The organism is Micromonospora taraxaci (genome assembly GCF_007830095.1).
Classification (GTDB): domain Bacteria; phylum Actinomycetota; class Actinomycetes; order Mycobacteriales; family Micromonosporaceae; genus Micromonospora; species Micromonospora taraxaci.
The window spans coordinates 1,908,380-1,927,735 of sequence record NZ_VIWZ01000001.1; the positions used below are offsets into that span (position 1 = coordinate 1,908,380).

22 protein-coding genes and 1 tRNA gene are annotated in these 19,356 nt (G+C 72.7%); 16 read left to right on the plus strand and 7 right to left on the minus strand.

Going from position 1 to position 19,356, the window contains the following annotated elements; genetic code table 11:
- Window positions 1-71: 71 nt before the first annotated feature.
- The 7 genes from FHU34_RS09085 (at window position 72) to FHU34_RS09115 (ending at window position 5,331) form a co-directional block, all read left to right on the plus strand.
- Window positions 72-464 carry a hypothetical protein gene (locus FHU34_RS09085; RefSeq protein ID WP_145779552.1) on the plus strand — a complete coding sequence of 131 codons (393 nt, stop codon included), beginning with the start codon at window positions 72-74 and terminating at the stop codon, window positions 462-464.
- Between the two features lie 26 nt (window positions 465-490).
- The gene (locus FHU34_RS09090; RefSeq protein ID WP_167524782.1) at window positions 491-895 is read left to right on the plus strand and encodes a YjbQ family protein; all 405 of its coding nucleotides are present in this window, start codon (window positions 491-493) and stop codon (window positions 893-895) included.
- Window positions 896-1,118: 223 nt separating this feature from the next.
- Window positions 1,119-1,523, plus strand: a complete 405-nt coding sequence (locus FHU34_RS09095; protein WP_145785501.1) for a MarR family winged helix-turn-helix transcriptional regulator — start codon at window positions 1,119-1,121, stop codon at window positions 1,521-1,523.
- Between the two features lie 51 nt (window positions 1,524-1,574).
- Entirely contained in the window at window positions 1,575-4,082 is a 2,508-nt protein-coding gene (locus tag FHU34_RS09100; protein ID WP_145779554.1) for a thiamine pyrophosphate-dependent enzyme, read from the plus strand.
- Window positions 4,083-4,194: 112 nt separating this feature from the next.
- A complete protein-coding gene (locus FHU34_RS09105) occupies window positions 4,195-4,632 on the plus strand; it encodes a DUF3052 domain-containing protein (RefSeq protein ID WP_145779555.1) in 438 nt (145 codons plus the stop codon).
- Between the two features lie 85 nt (window positions 4,633-4,717).
- Complete coding sequence (locus FHU34_RS09110) at window positions 4,718-5,182, plus strand: peroxiredoxin (RefSeq protein WP_145779556.1); 465 nt, start codon at window positions 4,718-4,720, stop codon at window positions 5,180-5,182.
- A 77-nt stretch (window positions 5,183-5,259) separates the two neighbouring features.
- A tRNA-Val gene (locus FHU34_RS09115) sits at window positions 5,260-5,331 on the plus strand.
- Window positions 5,332-5,419: 88 nt separating this feature from the next.
- On the opposite strand, the gene FHU34_RS09120 is transcribed toward FHU34_RS09115, so the two are convergent.
- Window positions 5,420-6,007: a TetR/AcrR family transcriptional regulator gene (locus FHU34_RS09120; protein ID WP_145779557.1), complete on the minus strand. Its 588-nt coding sequence runs from the start codon at window positions 6,005-6,007 to the stop codon at window positions 5,420-5,422.
- Window positions 6,008-6,092: 85 nt separating this feature from the next.
- Between FHU34_RS09120 and FHU34_RS09125 the strand changes: the two genes are divergently transcribed.
- The 3 genes from FHU34_RS09125 (at window position 6,093) to FHU34_RS09135 (ending at window position 7,331) form a co-directional block, all read left to right on the plus strand.
- Window positions 6,093-6,509 carry a nuclear transport factor 2 family protein gene (locus FHU34_RS09125; RefSeq protein WP_145779558.1) on the plus strand — a complete coding sequence of 139 codons (417 nt, stop codon included), beginning with the start codon at window positions 6,093-6,095 and terminating at the stop codon, window positions 6,507-6,509.
- Window positions 6,506-6,709, plus strand: a complete 204-nt coding sequence (locus FHU34_RS09130) for a heavy-metal-associated domain-containing protein (protein WP_145779559.1) — start codon at window positions 6,506-6,508, stop codon at window positions 6,707-6,709. Before FHU34_RS09125 ends, FHU34_RS09130 begins: the two co-directional genes overlap by 4 nt.
- A gap of 73 nt (window positions 6,710-6,782) precedes the next feature.
- A complete protein-coding gene (locus FHU34_RS09135) occupies window positions 6,783-7,331 on the plus strand; it encodes a hypothetical protein (RefSeq protein ID WP_145779560.1) in 549 nt (182 codons plus the stop codon).
- Between the two features lie 6 nt (window positions 7,332-7,337).
- Here the strand turns inward: FHU34_RS09135 and FHU34_RS09140 are convergent, their stop codons facing one another.
- Together FHU34_RS09140 and FHU34_RS09145 are read right to left on the minus strand one after the other, a co-directional pair.
- On the minus strand, window positions 7,338-8,729 hold the full coding sequence (locus FHU34_RS09140) for a hypothetical protein (protein WP_145779561.1): 1,392 nt from the start codon (window positions 8,727-8,729) through the stop codon (window positions 7,338-7,340).
- Entirely contained in the window at window positions 8,726-9,229 is a 504-nt protein-coding gene (locus tag FHU34_RS09145; protein WP_145779562.1) for a SigE family RNA polymerase sigma factor, read from the minus strand. The genes FHU34_RS09140 and FHU34_RS09145 overlap by 4 nt, the downstream gene beginning before the upstream one ends.
- Before the next feature lie 83 nt (window positions 9,230-9,312).
- Here FHU34_RS09145 and FHU34_RS09150 point away from each other — a divergent pair, with 83 nt between their 5' ends.
- The gene (locus FHU34_RS09150) at window positions 9,313-9,948 is read left to right on the plus strand and encodes an HAD-IA family hydrolase (RefSeq protein WP_244311592.1); all 636 of its coding nucleotides are present in this window, start codon (window positions 9,313-9,315) and stop codon (window positions 9,946-9,948) included.
- Between the two features lie 12 nt (window positions 9,949-9,960).
- On the opposite strand, the gene FHU34_RS09155 is transcribed toward FHU34_RS09150, so the two are convergent.
- Both FHU34_RS09155 and FHU34_RS09160 read right to left on the minus strand, forming a co-directional pair.
- On the minus strand, window positions 9,961-10,578 hold the full coding sequence (locus FHU34_RS09155; protein ID WP_145779563.1) for a Pr6Pr family membrane protein: 618 nt from the start codon (window positions 10,576-10,578) through the stop codon (window positions 9,961-9,963).
- Window positions 10,575-11,771, minus strand: coding sequence for a glycosyltransferase (locus FHU34_RS09160; RefSeq protein ID WP_167524783.1), 1,197 nt, complete (start codon window positions 11,769-11,771; stop codon window positions 10,575-10,577). Before FHU34_RS09160 ends, FHU34_RS09155 begins: the two co-directional genes overlap by 4 nt.
- A 119-nt stretch (window positions 11,772-11,890) precedes the next feature.
- On the opposite strand from FHU34_RS09160, the gene FHU34_RS09165 reads away from it, so the two are divergent.
- Window positions 11,891-12,370: a GNAT family N-acetyltransferase gene (locus FHU34_RS09165; protein WP_167524784.1), complete on the plus strand. Its 480-nt coding sequence runs from the start codon at window positions 11,891-11,893 to the stop codon at window positions 12,368-12,370.
- Window positions 12,371-12,473: 103 nt separating this feature from the next.
- Window positions 12,474-13,616, plus strand: coding sequence for a polysaccharide pyruvyl transferase family protein (locus FHU34_RS09170; RefSeq protein WP_145779566.1), 1,143 nt, complete (start codon window positions 12,474-12,476; stop codon window positions 13,614-13,616).
- A gap of 10 nt (window positions 13,617-13,626) precedes the next feature.
- Here the strand turns inward: FHU34_RS09170 and FHU34_RS09175 are convergent, their stop codons facing one another.
- Window positions 13,627-13,833, minus strand: coding sequence for a hypothetical protein (locus tag FHU34_RS09175; protein ID WP_088988245.1), 207 nt, complete (start codon window positions 13,831-13,833; stop codon window positions 13,627-13,629).
- Window positions 13,834-13,915: 82 nt separating this feature from the next.
- Here FHU34_RS09175 and FHU34_RS09180 point away from each other — a divergent pair, with 82 nt between their 5' ends.
- From FHU34_RS09180 to FHU34_RS09190, 3 genes are all read left to right on the plus strand, one after another.
- A complete protein-coding gene (locus tag FHU34_RS09180) occupies window positions 13,916-14,434 on the plus strand; it encodes a DinB family protein (protein ID WP_145779567.1) in 519 nt (172 codons plus the stop codon).
- Window positions 14,435-14,671: 237 nt separating this feature from the next.
- The gene (locus tag FHU34_RS09185) at window positions 14,672-17,827 is read left to right on the plus strand and encodes a DEAD/DEAH box helicase (RefSeq protein WP_145785503.1); all 3,156 of its coding nucleotides are present in this window, start codon (window positions 14,672-14,674) and stop codon (window positions 17,825-17,827) included.
- Window positions 17,824-18,741 carry an SWIM zinc finger family protein gene (locus FHU34_RS09190; RefSeq protein WP_145779568.1) on the plus strand — a complete coding sequence of 306 codons (918 nt, stop codon included), beginning with the start codon at window positions 17,824-17,826 and terminating at the stop codon, window positions 18,739-18,741. Before FHU34_RS09185 ends, FHU34_RS09190 begins: the two co-directional genes overlap by 4 nt.
- A 4-nt stretch (window positions 18,742-18,745) precedes the next feature.
- On the opposite strand, the gene FHU34_RS09195 is transcribed toward FHU34_RS09190, so the two are convergent.
- The gene (locus tag FHU34_RS09195) at window positions 18,746-19,003 is read right to left on the minus strand and encodes a DUF3040 domain-containing protein (RefSeq protein ID WP_088988248.1); all 258 of its coding nucleotides are present in this window, start codon (window positions 19,001-19,003) and stop codon (window positions 18,746-18,748) included.
- Between the last annotated feature and the right edge of the window lie 353 nt (window positions 19,004-19,356).

Sequence of the window (19,356 nt, forward strand, 5' to 3'; positions counted from 1 at the left end):
GTACTCATCGGTAACTTAGCGCTACGACCGCCTAAACCGCCCGCTTGCCCGGGCTCGCTACCGTGCCGCACATGAACGGGTGGCGGGTGGCAACCGGCGTCATGATCCTTTCGGGTGGCGCGCTCGGAGCGCTTCTCTCCGCGCCGGTGCTCCTGGCCGGCGACACCGCCGCGCTGCCGATCACGATCCTCGGCGCCGGAGCGATGGCGTTCGGCGCGGTCCAGGTTCGCGGCGGGCTGCGAGCACCCGCGCCCCGCCGCGCGCCTCGTCGTGTGCCCGGTCCGCGCCAGAGGCACGCCGACACCAGCATTCCCTCGACGTACTACGGCGACTCGAACGGCTGGGACTGGTCCCGCGGCGGGGACGGTGACTCCGCAGGCGGCGGTCACTCCGGAGGCGATTTCGGGGGCGGTGGCTCCTCCGGCGGTGGTGGGGACTCCGGGGGCGGTGGCGGCGGTTCCTGACCGCAGGTTGCGGCAGAATGCGACGTATGCGCACTGACGTGATCACCGTCCAGACCGGGTCCCGCCCGGCCGTCCGCGACATCACAGCGGAGGCCCAGCAGTTCGTCTCCGGTGAGGGCGACGGACTCCTGCACGTCTTCGTGCCGCACGCCACCGCCGGCCTGGCGATCATCGAGACCGGCTCGGGATCCGACGACGACCTGCTCAGCGCATTGGACGACCTGCTACCGACCCAGGACCGCTGGCGGCACCGGCACGGCTCGCCCGGCCACGGCCGCGACCACGTGCTTCCGGCGTTCGTGCCGCCGTACGCCACGCTGCCGGTGCTGGGCGGCCGTCTGGTGCTCGGCACCTGGCAGTCGATCTGCCTCGTCGACACCAACGGTGACAACCCGACCCGACAGGTCCGCTTCTCCTTCCTCCCGGGCTGACGCTCCGTTTCGCCTCGAGATCCGCGCAACATCCCCGAAGTTGCTGCCTCGACGCGGGCTGAGGCAGCACTGTCCCCGACGTTGTGCGGATCTTGTCGAGGTGCGAACGCTGAGCCGACCGGGCCCGCCCGGTGCGTACGATGTGGCAGTGCCGCAGGAGGTGGGTTCCGTAGCAGGTGGGCCGGTGGATCGGGCTGGTCTCGCCGCCGATGTGCTGCGCCGGATGGCCCACGTCAGCGACGCCCTGCGACACCGACAGGGTGCCGCGTTCGCCGAGTTGGGGCTCACTCCGGCGACGGCGCGGGCGTTGCATCAACTGGACCCGGACCGCCCGCTGCCGGCTCGTGATCTCGCCGGCCAACTGGGCTGCGACCGGTCGAACGTGACGGTGCTGGTCGACAAGCTGGAACAGGCCGGGTTGGTGGAACGACGCACCGACCCGGCGGACCGCCGGCAGAAGACGTTGGTGGTGACCGAGAAGGGCCGCGTCGAACGGGACCGGGTGACCATGGTGATGTCCGACTCCCGACTCCTGTCCGGGCTGACCGACGAAGAGCTGCGCACCCTTCGTGACCTGGTCTGGAAGGCGTCTGACGGTGGTTGGCCGGAGCCCTGCGGTCCGGAGTGAGTCGGCCCGCGACGGCCGTGTCCCACTGGGCGAGCAGCCCTCCCGTCGGTAATGCTGTGCGACGTGACCACCCCGCAAGACCTCGACGACCGGTTCCGGGAGACGCTGGCGACGCTGCCTGCCGCGGAGCGTCGGCGTGACCCCGCTGACCCGATCACCGACGATGCTCCACTGACCGGCGCGCAGGTGCTCGACCTGTTCGACGCGCAGGTGACGAGCCGGCAGCTCGACCTGGCCGGCCGCTGGCTGCGCAGCTTCGGGGAGGGTTTCTACACCATCGGTTCCGCCGGGCACGAGGGCAACGCCGCGGTCGCCGCCGCGCTGCGCCCCACCGATCCGGCGTTGCTGCACTACCGCTCCGGTGCCTTCTACTGCCTCCGCGCCGCCCAGGCCGCCGCCGCGTCGCCGTCGGGCGAGCCGGACTCCGCCGCCGACCCAGCGCCGACCGGCGACCCGGGGTCGACCGCCGGTCCAACGGCGAGCAGCGACCGGCGGGCCAGCAGCGATCCAGCGTCGACCGACGCCGACTCGACCGCCGATCCTGATCCGTCCGGGCCGGAGCCGGCCCCGGCAGGCGGGTTCGGCGCGTACGCGGACGCGGCCCGGGACGTGCTGCGCGGGATGGTCGCCTCCAGCGAGGAGCCGATCGCAGGTGGCCGGCACAAGGTGTTCGGCCGGGCCGACCTGGCCGTCGTGCCGACGACCTCCACCATCGCCTCGCATCTGCCCCGCGCGGTGGGAATGGGACTGGCCGTGGAACGGCTGCGCCGGCTGGACAGCGCCGGGCGGCGTACCGGAGCCGGGGTGCGGGTCGGCAGCGGCGCGGGCGCCGCGCACGTCCCGTGGCCGCCGGACGCGATAGTTGTCTGCTCGTTCGGCGACGCCTCGGTCAACCACGCCAGCGCCACCGCCGCCTTCAACACCGCCGGGTGGTACGACCACGCCGGGCTGCGCATCCCGGTGCTCTTCGTCTGCGAGGACAACGGGCTGGGCATCAGCGTCCGGTCACCGGAGGGCTGGGTCGAGGCGACCCTGCGGGCCAAGCCGGGCATCCGCTACTTCAGCGCGGACGGGGCCGACCCCGTGCGGGCGTACGCGGTGGCGGCGGAGGCCGCTGCCTGGGTACGCCGGAACCGCCGCCCGGCGGTCCTGCACCTGCGCACGGTCCGGCTGATGGGGCACGCCGGGGCGGACGCGGAGTCGGCGTACCGCAGCCCGGCCGAGCTGGCCGAGGACCTGGACCGCGATCCGGTGGCGGCCACCGCGCGCCTGCTCGTCGACGCCGGGGTGGCGACCGGCGAGGAGCTGCTGGCCCGGTACGACGAGACCGGCTGGCAGGTACGCCGGTTGGCCGAGGAGGTGCTGGGCGAGCCGAAGCTGGCGTCGGCGGCCGACGTGGTGTCGGCGCTGGCGCCCCGCCGGCCGGTGCGGGTGGCCCGGGCGGTGGCCGACGCCGCGGCGCGGGCCAGCGGCCCGGGCGCGGGCGCCCGGGCGGAGGCGTTCGGCGGCAAGCCACCGGAGCTGACCGGTCCGCTGACCCTTGCGCAGAGCATCAACGCGGCGCTCGCCGACGGGATGCTCGACCACCCGCAGATGGCGGTGTTCGGTGAGGACGTGGCCGCCAAGGGTGGCGTGTACGGGGTGACGAAGGGGCTGCGGGACCGTTTCGGGCCGGCCCGGGTCTTCGACACCCTGCTCGACGAGACGTCGGTGCTGGGGTTGGGGCTGGGCGCGGGGCTGGCCGGCATGCTGCCGGTGCCGGAGATCCAGTACCTGGCGTACCTGCACAACGCCGAGGACCAGCTGCGCGGTGAGGCGGCCACCATGCGGTTCTTCTCGCAGGGGGCGTTCCGCAACCCGATGGTCGTCCGGGTGGCCGGGTTGGCGTACCAGGAGGGGTTCGGCGGGCACTTCCACAACGACAACTCGGTGGCCGTACTCCGGGATGTGCCGGGTCTGGTGGTCGCGGTGCCGGCGCGGCCGGACGACGCCGCGCCCATGCTGCGGACCTGCCTGGCCAGCGCGGCGGTCGACGGCAGTGTGTGCGTGTTCCTGGAGCCGATCGCGCTCTACCACACCCGCGACCTGTACGCCGACGGTGACGGGGAGTGGCTGGCCGGCTATCCGGAGCCGGGGGCGTGGGTCGCCGGGCACGTGCCGATCGGCCGGGCCCGGGTCTACCGGGTCGGGTCGGCGGACGACCTGACCATCATCACCTTCGGTAACGGCGTGCGGATGTCGCTGCGGGCTGCGGCCGTCCTCGCCGAGGAGGGGGTCGGCACCCGGGTCGTGGATCTGCGCTGGCTGGCCCCGCTGCCGGTGGCCGACATCATCCGCGAGTCCTCGGCGACGGGCCGGGTGCTGGTGGTGGACGAGACTCGCCGATCCGGCGGGGTCGGCGAGGGAGTGATCGCCGCTCTGGTCGACGCCGGTTACGTCGGTGCAGCGCGACGAGTAGCCGGAGTTGACTCGTTTGTACCATTAGGTCCGGCAGCGCGTCACGTTCTGGTCTCCACGGACGCCATTACCGACGGTGCCCGTACGCTGCTGGCACGGTAAATTCCGTTCCACCCGGTGCGCCACTTGCGCGGGGACCCACAACTGTGTGGACTTTGCCTGACGGCGTCGCACCGACGCCGCGAGCAGGTACGAGATGAGGAGGCACGCGACAGTGAGCGCGACCGCTGGTCAGGCCGCCGACGGGGTACGCAGCCTGGCGGACCGGTTCGGGATCGAACCGGGGATGGTCGTCATGGAGATGGGGTACGACGACGACGTCGACCAGGATCTCCGAGACGCCCTGACCGACCGCTGTGGAGATCTGGTCGACGAGGACACCGACGAGGTGGTCGACGCGGTGCTGGTCTGGTACCGGGAAGGCGACGGTGACCTCTTCGAGCTTCTCGTCGATGCCCTGGGCCCGCTGGCCGACAACGGCGTCGTGTGGCTTCTCACCCCGAAGGCGGGGCGTGACGGGCACGTCGAGCCGAGTGAGGTCGCGGAGTCCGCGCCCACCGCAGGCCTCCAGCAGACCTCGACCGTCAATGCCGGTCGGGACTGGAGCGGGGCCCGACTGGTGCTGCGCCGAGGGGCCAAGGCCAAGAAGTAGCCCACCCCGCTTCGCGCGCCCGGCGGTCCGCACCGCCGGGCGGCAGGCTGGTGCCGTCCCTCTGACCGAGCCGAGGAGTGTTCGCATGCCCATCGAGGTTGGCGCCGAGGCGCCCGACTTCGTGCTGAAGGACCAGAACAACCAGGAGGTCCGGCTCTCCGACTTCCGAGGCAGGCGCGCGGTCCTGCTGGTCTTCTACCCGCTCGCGTTCACCGGCACCTGCCAGGGCGAGTTGCGGGAGGTGCGGGACAACCTCGACGAGTACGCGAACGACGACGTCCAGGTGCTGACCGTCAGCGTCGACTCGGTCTACAGCCACAAGATCTGGGCCGACCGCGAGGGCTACCAGTTCCCCATGCTGGCCGACTTCTGGCCGCACGGCGGCGTCGCCCAGGCGTACGGGGTCTTCAACGACGTCGCCGGCTTCGCCAACCGGGGCACCTTCGTCATCGACAGGACGGGCGTGGTCCGCTTCGCCGAGATGAACGGCCCGGGCGAGGCCCGCGACCAGTTGGCCTGGCGCAAGGCCATCGCCGAAGCGACAGTCTGACCGGGGTACGCCGTGCGCCCGGGTCGGCGACGGGCAGGGTAAGCTTGCCAGCCACCGGCCCGCCGCACGGGCGATCCGGGCGCGTAGCTCAGTGGGAGAGCACCCGCCTTACAAGCGGGGGGTCGCAGGTTCGAAACCTGCCGCGCCCACCCTTCACCATCTGCCGAGAACCAGCCGCGTCGAAGCACCGCCGGCTTGCCTTCACCGGCGGGAGGATGTCGCACTGCTCGCACCTGGTCATGCTCCGGGGCGCAGCATCCTGATCAGGGCGGTACGCAGCGCCTCGGCGGCCTCGGCCGGAGACATGCGGCCGGCGTCGACCTCCTCGCCCGCGGCGTGGCCGAGTTTGATGGTGATCGTGGCCAACCAGCCGGCTGGCAGTCCTTTGTCGAACTCGCCGCTCGCCTGACCGCGCCGAATCACGCGATTGATCCGTTCGGCGACCGGTGCGTGGCGTTCCTCGTCGACGTTCGGGCTCACCGGAAGCGATGCGATCTGCTGGATGAGAACCGGATAGCGTCCGGCGGTCTGGGCGCCGGCTTCGAGGACGCGGATCAGCGCGTCCGTGGCGGATCCGTCGTCGGGTTCGGCGGCGTCCATCGCGGCGACGGCCTCGTCGGTGATCCGTCGCACCACGGCCGCCATCAGGTGCTCGCGGGACGGGAAGTGGGCGTAGACGGTTTGCCGGGTCACGCCGGCGGCGCTGGCGATGGCGTCGAGGCTCGCGTCGGGCTGCGCGTCGAGTAGTCGGACCGCCGCGTCGAGGATCGCGCTGCTGTTGCGGCGGGCGTCGGCACGTCGGTGGCGGTCTGCTGAGCCAGTCATCTCTTACGCCTTGTCAAATTTGTAGGAGGACGATATTTTACAAGCTGTAAAGATTGGTCTCATCGCGAGCTGATCGGTGGGTGGCATGGGCGGTCTCGAGGGCGTCAGTCCGAAGGAGTTCATCGCAAACTTCTTCACCTCTTTCATGAACGACCTGGTTCGCGGCGACGAGGATCCGGCAGTGGTTGTCGACCGTTACCACACGCCCGACATTGTGCAGTTCGCCGACGGCAACCTGATGGACCGCACCAAGCTCATCGCGCACACCCGCCCGGCGCGGAAGCACCAGACAAACGCCCGGTGGGAGGTGCATGAGGCGATAGCAGACGGGAACCGGGTCGCCGCCCGCTACACGCTGCACTTCCAGACCTCGAAGCGGGCAGGCAGTGTGGAGGTCCACTTCTTCGGGCAGTTCGCTGTCGACGGGCGAATGCGCCGGGCGCACATGCTCACCCGTTCGGTTCCCGTCGAGGCCGGTAACCAGGATCGGGTGGCGACATGAGCGTCCGAACCTATCGCGTGGTCGGCATGGCCTGCGGGCACTGCGCAGGCTTCGTCACCGAGGAGATCGAGCGAATCCCCGGCGTCACCGCCGTGGTGGTGGATGTCGAGAACGACACCGTCACGGTGAACAGTGACCGCTTCCTCGACATCGTCGACGTGCGGGCCGCGGTCGAGGAAGCGGGCTACGAACTGCCCTGACGCCTGAAGGCTGACCCACCGCGTCGCGCCACCGGGCGGCGACCCTCGTTCCGGGCACCGCGATGATGGGCGGGTGCAGGACACCGTCGCCGTCGCGCTGATCACCTCACTGTCCACCTTGGCCGCCGCCGGCCTGACCGGGCTGGTCGGCGCGCTCAGCACCCGCCGGCAACTGGCCCACCAGCTCACCGTCGCCCGGCAGGAGAGCGTCGAGCGTCGGGCGACGCGCCGGGACGAGCTTCGCCGGGACGCGTACGTCGGATTCCTGAGCGCCTGCGACCAGGCGTACCGGCAGTTGGACCGCCGGTGGCTCGAAGCCGGCGGGAGTGAGCCGGTGCCCGGCTACGACGAGGCGTACGCGGCGATGCGCGCCGTGGACGAGGCGTACAACCTGGTCTTGCTGGAGGGCCCGGCGGCTGTCGAGTCGGTGGCCCGGTCAGTGCTGACCAGCCTCACCCTGGAATACGCCGACCAGCGCCGCTTCCGTGACCTGCCGGGCGACGCGGCGACGCCGCTACGCGAGCGGCACCGGGAGCGGTGGATCACCGCGATCGAGGCACGGACGAAGCACCGGATCTCGTTCGTCGACGCGGTACGCCCGGTGTTGGACGGGGGCGAGTGACGCCTCTCACCCACCAGTTCGACGCGCCCGCCTGATCCGCCGATCGTCGCGCCACAGCGCGATCCGCTGGCGGCTCACATACAGCAGACCCACGGTGACCAGCACCGTGAGGAGACCCGTCCAGAGCCAGAACCGTCCACCCACCCCACCGGGTGGCTGCGCGTCACGGACGCGTCCGTTGCGGATCACCTGGTCGGCGACGTCGACGGCGATCACCTGGTCCGGCGCGGTCAGCACGGTGCGCGGCGCGGTGGCACCGGGCGTCAGCGCCAGCACCCGCACGGTGCGCACGCGCTGGTCGCTCGCGGGTGGGTTCGACTGCTCCTCCAGCGGCAGGTCGGGGGCGGCAGGGTCCGGCAGGTAGGCCGCCACCAGCGCCGACCCGTCCGGGGCCCAGCCGAGCAGCCGGATGGAGACGACCCCGGACACGGCCGGCAGTGCCAGCGGACCGACATCCCGTCCGCTGGCGGGATCGACCTGGCGCAGAGTCCACTCGGTGGTGGTCGTTCCACGGGCAGCCAGTGTCAGGTTCGTGCCGTCGGGTCGCCACGCGCCCTTGCCGGCCAGCCAGGTGCCGTCGGGCAGTACGAACGAGGAGAGCTCCCGACCAGCCAGGTCGGTCACGGCGACGGTGCGGCCGTACTGGTAGGCGAGCCGACCCGGGGCGGCGGCGACGGTCGAGCCGACGTACGCCTCCTGTGCGCCGGCGGCCAACCTGGTCCACCGCTTACCGGCGACTGTTACCGCGCTCAGCACTGTGGTGTACGTGGCCCCGTCGAACGCGACCGGCACCTCGTCGCTGACCACTAGCGACCCGCCGTCGGCGGACCAGCCGACAGGTGTGCTCCAGACACTGCGGTCCACGGGCGACGAGAGCCGCTGGGTCCGCCCGGTGACCAGGTCGACGACCTCGACACCCGGGGGATCGTCCTGGACTCCGTCCGGCCGGGCCAGGTACCTGCCGTCGGGGGAGAGGTGCACGGTTCTGCCCGCCACGGACTCACCGCCGATCCGCATGATCCGGTAGCGGTCGGAGTCCGCGCCGACCACACCGACGACGTTCACGTCGTTCCAGCCGTGCAGACGCGGTGCGGGCCCGTCGAAGACGACCGACGCGGGACCGAGCCGGGGGCGGTCGGTGACGTGCAGCGTGCCGAGCGGCGGCAGGGCGATGTGGTCGGGCAGCGCGGCGTTCGCGGTGGCGGCCACGTCGAGGCCAGGGGTACGGGTCAGCGGCACCACGACGCCGGCCAACGCGAGCAGCACCAACACCGCCGCGCCGACGCCCACCCGGCGCCGACGGTGGCGACGGGCGGTGGCGAGAGCGCGCTCGTACACCGGGTAGGTGGGCACGTCCTCGGCGGCGGTACGCAGCGCGTCGCGGAGCCGGGCGGTCATCGGGTGCTCCTCTCCGCGGTGGCGTCGAGCAGGTCGGGAGCGACCGCTCGGAGTCGGCGCAGTGCGTCGTGGGCGTGGCGTTTGACGGTGCCGAGAGAGCAGCCGAGCAGGTCGGCGACCTGCGCTTCGGTGCGGTCCTCGTAGTAACGCAGCACGATGACGGCCCGTTGGCGGGGGGTGAGGTGGCGCAGCGCGGCGGTGAGCGTGAGCCGCAGGGCGGTGGTGTCGGTGTGGTCGCCACCAGCCCGTTCGGTGGGCTCGGCTTCGAGTCGTTCGGCGAGGCGTCGGCGTCGCCACCAGGAGACCTGCTGGTGGTACATGACCCGGCGGACGTACGCCTCCGGGTCGCCGTCGCGGATGCGTCGCCAGTGGCGGTAGGTGCGCGCCAGGGCGGTCTGCACGAGGTCTTCGGCGAGTTGGTGGTCGCCGGTGAGGAGGTAGGCGGTCCGGGACAGGGCCGGCGAACGCTGCACCACGAACTCGTGGAACGTCTCGGTCATGCCCACCCCCTCGGTGAGAAGAACGCCTCCCGCGCGGCGGATGGTTGAGGACCTATCCTCGCGGTGCGAGCAACAACTGGAGCGTGAGCGTGGAACTGGCAGGCATTGGCGCGGTGCTGTTCGACATGGACGGCACCCTGGTCGACTCGGACGCGGCCGTCGAGCGGGCCTGGGAGCGGTGGGCGGCCGAGTACGCGGTCGACCCGGCAGCGGCGCTGGCCATCGCGCACGGCAGCCCCGCCGACCGGACCATCCGCCGGCTGTTGCCCGACCTCGACGACCACGCGGTCGCCACCGCGGCGGCACGGCAGCTCGCGTTGCAGTACGACGACCTGTCCGACGTGGTCGCCACCCCCGGGACGCACGAGCTCCTGGACACACTGGCCCGGTTGGGGCTGCCCTGGGCCGTGGTGACCAGCGCCGACGCCCGGCTGGCCCGAGCGCGGCTCGGCGCGGCCGGGATCGTCGCTCCGGTGCTGGTCACTGTCGACGACGTGCGGGTCGGCAAACCGGACCCGGAGGGCTACCTGCGGGCCGCCGCCCTGCTCGGCGTACCCGTGGGGCGGTGCCTGGTTGTCGAGGACGCCGAGGTCGGCCTGCGCGCCGGGCGGGCGGCCGGCGCGCTGACCGCCGCGTTGAAGGGGCTCGACGGCGACCTGCGCCTGCACGACCTGGCGCAGCTGGCGGGTCAGTTGGAGTCGGCGCTCGCGGCACCCTGACGGGCAGCCGCCTCACCGCGCGTGACGGCGGGTCAGGTGCACGGCGGTCAGGGCGATCACGAGCAGGCTGACGGCGAAGAGCACGGCGTTGAGGGCGACCGTGGGATAGCCGAGTCGGGGCACGTCGAGGAACGGGTAGAGATAGCGGTCCTCACCACCCTTCAGCGCCCCCCGGAGCAGGATGACCGTCAGCCACACCAGCGGATAGCCGAGCAGGTTGACCGCGTACACCGGGCGCAGCGCGACCCGGGGTCGACGGCTGAGCCAGTGGGCGGCGGCCAGCGGCGGTGCCACGACGTGCAGCAGCAGGTTGCCGGCGTCGGAGATCGTCCCTCGGGCGTCGGCGTTCGCCACCATGGCGTAGCGGCTCCACGGGTTGGCCAGCACCAGGACGAAGACCAGTGCGGTGCCGACGAGGTAGACGGTGAGCGCGGTGCGCAGCCGGTCACCGCCACCGGCCAGCAACACCACCAGGTAGGCCAGGTTGACCTGCACGGTGAAGTAGAAGAGCAGCTCGACGGGCTCGTCACGGGCGGCGAACAGGGCGAGGACCAGCCCGACGGCGACCACCGCCGCGGTGCTCACCCGCAGGACCCGGCGGACGTCCCGGCCCGACTCCGCCGCCGTCACGGCGTCGCCTCCGCTGGGGGCAGTGCCGCGTACAGCCTGACCAGCTCGGCCAGGTAGCGCTCCCCGGACCAGGCCGCGACCGCCGCCCGCCCGTCCCGGATCACGTCCGCGCGCAGTTCCCGCTCGGTCAACAGCCGGGTCAGCAACGCGCCGTACGCCGCGGCGGTGGGCTCGGCGACCGGACGGGTGGTGCCGGTGCCCGGCCGCTGGACCAGCGCGGTGTCCACCATGGCCACCGGCAGTCCGTACGCCTCGGCCTCGGAGAGCACCAGGCCCTGCGTGTCGGTGGTCGAGGTGAACGCGAGCACGTCCGCGGCCCGGTAGTGGGCGCCGACCCGGTCGTGCGACACCGGGCGCAGCAGGCGCACCGCGCCGGCCACCCCGTACCGGTGGGCCGTCCGGCGGATCGCGAGCCGGTGCCGTCGGGCACCCAGCAGCACCAGGCGGGCCTCCGGCAACGTCTGGCGGACCTGGGCGAACGCGGCGAGCAGCAGCTCCGGGTTCTTCTCCGGCGTGGCCCGGCCCACCGCGAGCAGGACCGGCGCGTCCGTCGGGATGCCCAGCCGGGCCCGCAACCGCCGCCGGTCGTCGGCGTCGGCGTGTGGCGCGGCGGCCGGGGTCGGCAGGACCACGATCGGGGTACGCCCCGCCATCGCCGCCATCATCGACGCGGTCTTCGCCGAAGGCGCCACCAGGACAGTGCTGTGCGCCAGCAGGCACCGCCCGAGTTCCGCCAGTCGGGTCTGCCGGTCAGGGCCGGGCCGGCCGAGCGCCCACAGGTCCCGCGCGTGCCAGCGCAGGCCCAGCCGGAGGCCCGCGTACGCGGCCCCGATCGGGATCTCCGGGTAGTGCGCCGCGTACGCGATCAGGTCGGTGTGCCAGGTCAGCACGGTGGGTACGCCCCGTGCGGTGGCCCACCGCAGGCCGGCGACGCCGAGCGGGCCGGTGGTGTGCACGTGCACCACGTCCGCCGGTGCATCCGGTGACCGGGGCACTGCCAGCCGGTAGGGCCGGGTCGGCACCGTCAGCGAGGGCACCTCACCCGGTCGTCGGCGACGCCGCAACAGGGGGCCCGGGCAGTGCAGGACGACCCGGTGCCCGGCGGCGCGCAGCAGCGCCACTGTGGTGCCGACCGAGGTCGCCACCCCCTCGGGGTTGTCGAGGTGGCTGTCGCTGACGTGGGCGATGCGCACGTCGCCATCATGGCCGGGCCGCGCACCCCGGCCGTCCGGGCCGAACGGCGTGGGGCCGGGTGGCGGGCCCGGGTCGGTTCTGCTGCACTGTCCGCTGGCGACGACGAGGGAGAGCCGCGGTGGAGTTGACGTTGACGCCGATGACGGCACCGGAGCTGGCCCGGTTGCTTGGGCCGCTGGAGCAGGGGTACGCCGACGACCTGGTGGCACATCGGGGGATGAGCCCGGAGGCGGCCCGCGAGCGGTCGGTCGACCAGATCCGGGAGTCGCTGCCGGCCGGCGCGGCGACCGAGGGGGCGCTGCTGCGGCTGGGCCGGGTCGACGACACCGAGGTCGGCTGGATCTGGGTGACCCTGCCCGCGGCAACCGGCCCCCGTCAGGCCTGGATCCACAACATCGAGGTGCACCCGGAGCACCAGGGACACGGCTACGCGCGGCGGATGATCCAGCTCATCGAGGTCGAACTCGCCCACCTCGGCGTACCCGAGCTGGGCTTGAACGTGTTCGGGACGAACACCGTGGCGATCGGGCTCTACCGCAGTCTGGGCTTCGAGGTCACCTCGCAGCAGATGGCGAAGCGGATCGACAGGGCGGGCTGAGTCGGCGACCGGGCACCTGGCGACCCAGGACGGTCCCCCCGGCAGGACTGTTCACCCGACCAGCGGGAAACCGGCGCGGACCGCACCTGGGGAGGAGCGACGGATGACGCACGGCGGCGGACTGACCATCGGTGTGCTGGGCTCGTACGGTGGGCGAAACCTCGGCGACGAGGCGATCCTCACCGGCCTGCTCACCGACCTTCGCACGCAGGAACCCAACGCCCGGATCATCGTCTTCTCCCGTAACCCGGAGCACACCCGGGCCGCCCACCCGGACGTCGAGGCGGTGCCCTGGGAGGGCGTCAGCCGTACCGACTCCGCGCTGGTGCTGGCCCAGCTCGACCTGCTCATCCTGGGCGGGGGAGGCATCCTCTACGACCGGGAGGCCCGCCGCTACCTGCGGGTGGTCCGGGTCGCCCAGGAACGTGGCCTGCCGCTGATCACGTACGCGGTGGGGGTCGGGCCGCTCGGCGAGGCGGTGGACACCGGCATGGTCCGGGAGACGCTCTCCAGCGCGGTCCAGGTGACCGTGCGGGACCAGGAGTCCCGGATGGTGCTGGAGGAGGCCGGCCTGCTGAACCCGATCACGGTCACCGCCGACCCGGCGTTCCTCCTGCAACCGGAGGAGTTCCCGGCCCACCTGCTGGCCGAGGAGGGCGTGCCGGTGGGTCAGCGGCTGGTGGGGATAAGCGTGCGGGAGCCGGGGCGGGCCGCCGAACGGCTGGACGTGGACGGTTACCACCGTCTGCTGGCCCAGATCGGTGACTTCCTGGTGCACCGGATCGACGCGTGCGTGCTGTTCGTGCCCATGGAACGCGACGACATCCGGCACGCACACGGGGTGCTGTCCCACATGGTCGCGGCCGATCGGGGTCGCATCCTGCACGGCACCTACTCGCCGCAGCAGGTGCTCGGGCTGATGCGGCACTTCGACCTGGCCGTCGGGATGCGCCTGCACTTCCTGATCTTCGCGGCGATGGTCGGCACACCGTTCCTGCCCCTGCCGTACGCCGGCAAGGTCTTCGACCTGGCCCAACGGCTCGGCGTGCCGGCCCTGCGCGGCGTGGAACGCGAGGTCGAGGGGCCGCTGCTGGCCGAGGTCGACCGGTTGTGGGACGAGCGCGAGCAACGGGCCGAGGGCACCGCACGACGGGTGGCCGAGGTGTGCGATCAGGCGCGGGGCACCTCGGAGGTCACCCGGGGCGTGTTGGAGAGCCTGCGCAGCCAGGCCCTCACCCGGGTCTGAGCCGGGGCGGTCACACCGCCGGGCCGGTCCACCGGTAGCGCCACTCGCGGGCCTCCTCGCGGGCGGTCTCCAACTCGTAGATCTGCGCCTCGGCCAGCCCACCCGGGCCGACGTGGTGATGGGTCAGCGGCGGCCGGCCGTTGCTGTCCAGCTCGACGGTGATGGTCTGCCCGTCCGCCGTGCCGCCGACGAGAAGGATCTGCACGGATGAAGCCATGCGCCCATCCTGCCCGTCGTACCGCCGGTCCGCAGCGGATAGCGGGGCAGCGAGGGCCCCGCTTCGTGGCTAGGGTCGGCGGATGGAGCAGACGATCGATCCATCGCTCGGTCCGGTGCTCGCCCGCACCGGCGACGAGCGTGCCGTGCTGAGTTCGTTCCTCGACTTCCACCGTGGGGTGCTGCTGCGCAAGCTGCGCGGTCTCTCCGACGCCGACGCCGGCCGCCGACTGGTGCCCTCGGCCACCACGCTCGCCGGGCTGGTCAAGCACCTGACACTGGTCGAGCGGAACTGGTTCCCGACCCTGCTGGCGCCCGAGCCGGGCGACGTCTACCTGACCTCGGAAGAGGACGCGGTGGCGAGCTTCACCCTCGGCGACCAGGAGACCGTCGCCGAGCTCGTCGCCGCGTACGAGCGGGCCTGCGCCCGGTCCCGGGCGGTCGCCGCGAGCCTCGACCTCGACCATGTGGTGCCGCACCCGCAGCTCGGCGAGGTGTCGCTGCGCTGGATCCTGGTGCACATGATCGAGGAGACGGCCCGCCACGCGGGTCACGCCGACATCCTGCGCGAACTGACCGACGGCGAGTGCGGCGCGATCTGACCCCGGCCCTGACGCGCCCTCGGCGGCCCTCGGCGGCCAAGATCAACACGGTTTCGCCGATGTCGGGGTGTCCGACCGACGTGGATACCGCGATATCAGCGAAGTCGTGTCGATCACCCGCAGGAGTCGGCGACGATGCGGTGCGCGCCGTACGGTGAGCCGGTTCGGCGGTGGCTGCGGACGCCGGCCCCGGCGGGCCGCCTATTCTGGGGCGCGAGCGGCGACGAGGGGGAGCAGGTGCTGGTCATCCACGGGCTGTGGCTGCCCGGCGACAGCTCGACCGGCGGCCTCGCCGTCTGGGCCGAGGACAGCGCCGCACCACCCGCGCCGACCCGCTCCGGCCGGCCGCCCCGGGAACGTCCACACCCCTTCGCCGCCGGGCACACCGACCTGGCCGCCGCCCTCGCCGACGCCGCCGAGCCGAGCAGGCCGGACACCGCGCTGCTCACCCTGCCCACCCGGGCAGGCGTGCCGACCGACTCGCCCGAGCTGATCCGGACCGACGTCGCACCTCCGGCCCGCGGTCGACTCACGGTGGCCGGGTGGCGCGTCCCCGTCCTGGTGTACGCCCCGGACGACGCGCTGTCGCTGCTCCGCGCCCTGGACGACCTCCCGGCGGTGGCCGGGGCCACAGTGCGTCACCTCGCCGAGCTGGCCGACTTCGCCGCCGACCTGGTGACCCGTGGCCGTCTCCTCCCCGGCGTCAGCACAGCGGCCGAGGCTTCCTCGGGCGGTGCTGCGCAGGTGTCGGCGCGGGCGGTCTGGCGGCCGCTGTTGACCGGCACCGACGCCGCCTGGGCACGATCGCTGGCGCTGGCCCTGCCACCCGCCGCCCGAGCCGCCGCCGACTCCGTCGCTCTCGCACGTGGTGCGGGCGGGGGCGAGCTGACCGCTGCCGAGGTGGTAGCGGATGCGCTCGACGCGCTGACCGACGCCGCCGCGCGGGCCGCTCTGGCGACCACCGCCCTGGCTCGGGGGCTGCGGCCGGGTGGCCCGGCACCTGCCTGGTTGGCGGCGCTCGCCGGTCCGCAGCGGGACTTCACAGTCGATCCCACGGCGTTGGCCACCCTGCGCGACGAGCTGGACGTCTGGCAGCGGGACGCCGCCGGCGGGCCGGTTCGGGCCAGTTTCCGGCTGGTGGAGCCGGCTCCGGACGAGGTCACCGAACCGATCCTGGCCACCCGTCCGGCACCGGACGATATCGTGCCGGCGTCGGTCGAGTCGTCCGGCGGCGGGCGGTGGCGGTTGGAGTTCGGATTGCAGGCGGCCGACGAGCCCGGCCTGCACGTCGACGCCGGGCAGGTGTGGCGGGCGCCGCAGACGCTCGGCGGCCTGACCGGGCGTACGGGCAGCCCGCAGGAGACGCTGCTCGCCGAGTTGGGGCGGGCCAGTCGGCTCTGGCCGGACCTGGATGCCGCACTGCGTACCGCCGCTCCCGAGGTGATGGAGCTCGACGTCGAGGGGGCGCACCGGTTCCTCAGCGAGGGTGCCCCGGTGCTGCACGCGGCCGGGTTCGGGGTGCTGCTGCCGTCATGGTGGCAGCGTCCGTCGGCCCGGATCGGCGCCCGGCTACGCGCCCGCAGCCGCACCGCGCCGGGCACTGTCAGTGGTGCCGAGGCCGGTGTCGGTCTGGACGCCCTGGTGGACTACCGCTGGGAGGTGGCACTCGGCGACCAGCCGCTGTCCGCCGAGGAGTTGGCGGCGCTGGCCGAGATGAAGACCCCGCTGGTGCGGCTGCGTGGCCGGTGGGTCGAGCTGGACCCGGGGCGGCTCGCCGCCGGTCTGCGCCTGCTCCGCTCCGCCGGTGAGTTGAGCGTCGCCGACCTGCTGCGCCTCGGCTTGGAGGACGGTGACGCCACCGGTGCGCTACCGGTGTTGGAGGTGACCGCCGACGGGGCGCTGGGCGACCTGCTCGCCGGTGCTGTCGAGCGTCGGCTCACCCCGCTGGAACCGCCGCCGAGTTTCCAGGGGACGCTGCGGCCGTACCAGCAGCGGGGGTTGGCGTGGTTGGCGTTCCTGCGCTCGCTCGGGCTGGGTGGTGTGCTCGCCGACGACATGGGTCTGGGCAAGACGGTGCAACTGCTCGCGTTGCTCGCCGGGGACCCGCCGGAGGCCGGCCCGACCCTGTTGGTCTGTCCGATGTCGCTGGTCGGCAACTGGCAGCGGGAGGCGGCGCGGTTCACACCGACGTTGCGGGTGCACGTACACCATGGGGCGGAGCGGGCGCGGGGGGCGGAGTTCACAGCGGCCGCGCACGGCGCGGACCTGGTCCTCACCACCTACTCGGTGGCCGCCCGTGACGCCGTCGACCTGGCCGGCATCGACTGGCACCGGGTGGTGGTGGACGAGGCGCAGGCGATCAAGAACGCGTCGACCCGGCAGGCCGAGGCGGTCCGTGCGCTGCCGGCCCGGCAGCGGGTGGCGGTGACCGGCACACCGGTGGAGAACCGGCTCGCGGACCTCTGGTCGATCATGCAGTTCGCCAACCCGGGCCTGCTCGGGCCGGCGGCGACGTTCCGCAAGAGGTTCGCCGAGCCGATCGAGCGCAACGGTGACGCCGAGGCCGCCGAGCGGCTGCGCCGGATCACCGGCCCGTTCGTGTTGCGCCGGCTCAAGACCGACTCGTCGATCATCTCGGACCTGCCGGAGAAGTTGGAGATGGAGGTGCTCTGCAACCTCACCGCCGAGCAGGCAGCGCTCTACCGGGTGGTGGTCGACGACATGCTCGCCCGGATCGAGACCAGCGACGGCATCGAGCGGCGCGGCCTGGTGCTGGCCACCATGACCCGGCTCAAGCAGGTCTGCAACCACCCCGCCCAGTTGCTGCGCGACGGGTCCGCGTTGGAGGGTCGCTCCGGCAAGCTGGCCCGGCTGACCGAGATCCTGGAAGAGGTGCTGGCGGCGGGGGAGCGGGCACTGCTGTTCACGCAGTACGCCGAGTTCGGCGCGATGTTGCGCGGTCACCTGTCGGCGCGGTTCGGCCGGGAGGTGCTGTTCCTGCACGGCGGGCTCGGAAAGGCCGAGCGGGACGCCATGGTGCAGCGTTTCCAGTCGGCGGACGGCCCGCCGCTGTTCGTCCTCTCCCTGAAGGCCGGCGGCACCGGCCTCACCCTGACCGCGGCGAACCACGTGGTGCACGTGGACCGGTGGTGGAACCCGGCGGTGGAGGACCAGGCCACCGACCGGGCGTTCCGGATCGGGCAGCGCCGTCGGGTGCAGGTCCGCAAGTTCGTCTGCGCGGGCACCGTGGAGGAGAAGGTCGCCGCGATGATCAACGACAAGCGCGCCCTCGCCGAGCGGGTCGTGGGCACGGGCGAACAGTGGATCACCGAGCTGTCCACCGGTCAGTTGCGCGAGCTGTTCGCCCTGGAGGCCGGGGCGGTGGTGGAGTGAGCGACAACGCCGGAGTCAGCGCCGACCGGTTCGCCGACTACGGGCGCCCCCGCCGGGTCGACGGGGGTCTGCGGGCGCGCAGCGCCCGGGGTGCCATCGGACGTTCCTGGTGGTCCCGGCGGTTCCTCGAGGTGCTGGAGTCGTTCGCGCTGGGCACCAGGTTGACCCGGGGCCGGTCGTACGCACGCGCCGGCCAGGTGCTGACGCTCGACATCGCACCCGGGCGAGTCAGTGCCGTGGTGCAGGGCTCCCGCCCGCAGCCGTACCAGGTGTCCATCGCGCTGCGACAGTTCCCGGCCTCGCTCTGGTCCCGGATCGAGGAGGAGTTGGCCGGGCAGGCGTTCTTCAGCGCCCGGCTGCTCGCCGGAGACCTCCCCGGCGAGCTGGAGGAGCTGTTCGTCGCCGCCGGCGCGCCCCTGTTCCCGGCCGGTGTGGACGAGCTGACCCAACGGTGCAACTGCCCTGACTTCGCGGTCCCGTGCAAGCACCTCGCGGCGACGTTCTACCTGCTGGCCGAGGCGTTCGACGCGGACCCGTTCGAGTTGCTGCACTGGCGTGGCCGGTCCCGGGCGGAGCTGCTGGACGAGCTGCGCGCCCGGCGGGTGGAGGCCACCGGCGTCGTTGCGCTGCCCGAGGCGGTCGGCGCACCGTCCGAACCGGACGGTGACCGATCGACGGTGGCACCGGCCGGCGCGGCCCGCGCGCTCGTCGGGCTGTCGACGACCACGCTGCCGGAGGCGGCAGACCGGTTCTGGCTACCGCCGGTGCCGTTGCCGGACCGGCCGCCTCGACTGGTGACCGGCTCCGACCTGCTGCTACGCCAACTCGGAGCGCCGGCCCCCGCCATCGGTGGTCCCGGAATGCTCGAACGGTTACGCCGCGCCTACCGGGCGTTCGGCCCGGACGACCGGTGAGCCGTCACGTCCAGCGGCGGCGGAACCGCCACATGATGGCGGCGTTGGCCACCAGCACCACCGCGCAGATCGCACCGGTCAGCCGACCGGCGAACACGGCTATCGCAGGCAGCGACGCCCACAGCACGATGGTCAACAACATCAGGTACCGGCCCCTGCGGGCACGGACCCGGTGGTCCAGCCTCTTGAAGAATGCCGGGTCGCTCTCCCGGAGCTGACGGGTGATCTGGTCGAACCTGCGCTGATCCTCTTTGCTGAGCATGGCGCTGCCTTCCCCTCACGCGTTCAGCGGTTCGGCGGCATACCCGCTGCGGTGGTGGCTCACGCTCGCCTGCTCCCGCTACTTTTCCTCCTCGCGAGGCCCGGTGACATCGGGCGCGGTGACCGTCGTGAGGCCACCTCATGTCCGGCTTACCTGAACCTTAAGTTTCCCTGTGGTGCTGAACGGCGCGGAAAGTGTCGCGTACGGCGGGGAGGTCCGGTCCGTACCCGGCTGCCGCGCGTCCGCCCTGCTGGGAAGGTCTGCGCTCGTCCCCGGCCCGGCGACTGCCGCGGACGCCGCGCTGAGCGCTGTCTTAAGTGCCCTCACGAGGGTGTTCGGCCCACCTTGAAGGG

Bases quoted from the DNA above. Each gene is read 5' to 3' on its own strand.
- FHU34_RS09085 (WP_145779552.1), top strand. From the start codon at position 72: ATGAACGGGTGGCGGGTGGCAACCGGCGTCATGATCCTTTCGGGTGGC.
- FHU34_RS09090 (WP_167524782.1), top strand. From the start codon at position 491: ATGCGCACTGACGTGATCACCGTCCAGACCGGGTCCCGCCCGGCCGTC.
- FHU34_RS09095 (WP_145785501.1), top strand. From the start codon at position 1,119: ATGGCCCACGTCAGCGACGCCCTGCGACACCGACAGGGTGCCGCGTTC.
- FHU34_RS09100 (WP_145779554.1), top strand. From the start codon at position 1,575: ATGCTGTGCGACGTGACCACCCCGCAAGACCTCGACGACCGGTTCCGG.
- FHU34_RS09110 (WP_145779556.1), top strand. From the start codon at position 4,718: ATGCCCATCGAGGTTGGCGCCGAGGCGCCCGACTTCGTGCTGAAGGAC.
- FHU34_RS09120 (WP_145779557.1), bottom strand. From the start codon at position 6,007: ATGACTGGCTCAGCAGACCGCCACCGACGTGCCGACGCCCGCCGCAAC.
- FHU34_RS09125 (WP_145779558.1), top strand. From the start codon at position 6,093: ATGGGCGGTCTCGAGGGCGTCAGTCCGAAGGAGTTCATCGCAAACTTC.
- FHU34_RS09130 (WP_145779559.1), top strand. From the start codon at position 6,506: ATGAGCGTCCGAACCTATCGCGTGGTCGGCATGGCCTGCGGGCACTGC.
- FHU34_RS09140 (WP_145779561.1), bottom strand. From the start codon at position 8,729: ATGACCGCCCGGCTCCGCGACGCGCTGCGTACCGCCGCCGAGGACGTG.
- FHU34_RS09145 (WP_145779562.1), bottom strand. From the start codon at position 9,229: ATGACCGAGACGTTCCACGAGTTCGTGGTGCAGCGTTCGCCGGCCCTG.
- FHU34_RS09170 (WP_145779566.1), top strand. From the start codon at position 12,474: ATGACGCACGGCGGCGGACTGACCATCGGTGTGCTGGGCTCGTACGGT.
- FHU34_RS09175 (WP_088988245.1), bottom strand. From the start codon at position 13,833: ATGGCTTCATCCGTGCAGATCCTTCTCGTCGGCGGCACGGCGGACGGG.
- FHU34_RS09180 (WP_145779567.1), top strand. From the start codon at position 13,916: ATGGAGCAGACGATCGATCCATCGCTCGGTCCGGTGCTCGCCCGCACC.
- FHU34_RS09195 (WP_088988248.1), bottom strand. From the start codon at position 19,003: ATGCTCAGCAAAGAGGATCAGCGCAGGTTCGACCAGATCACCCGTCAG.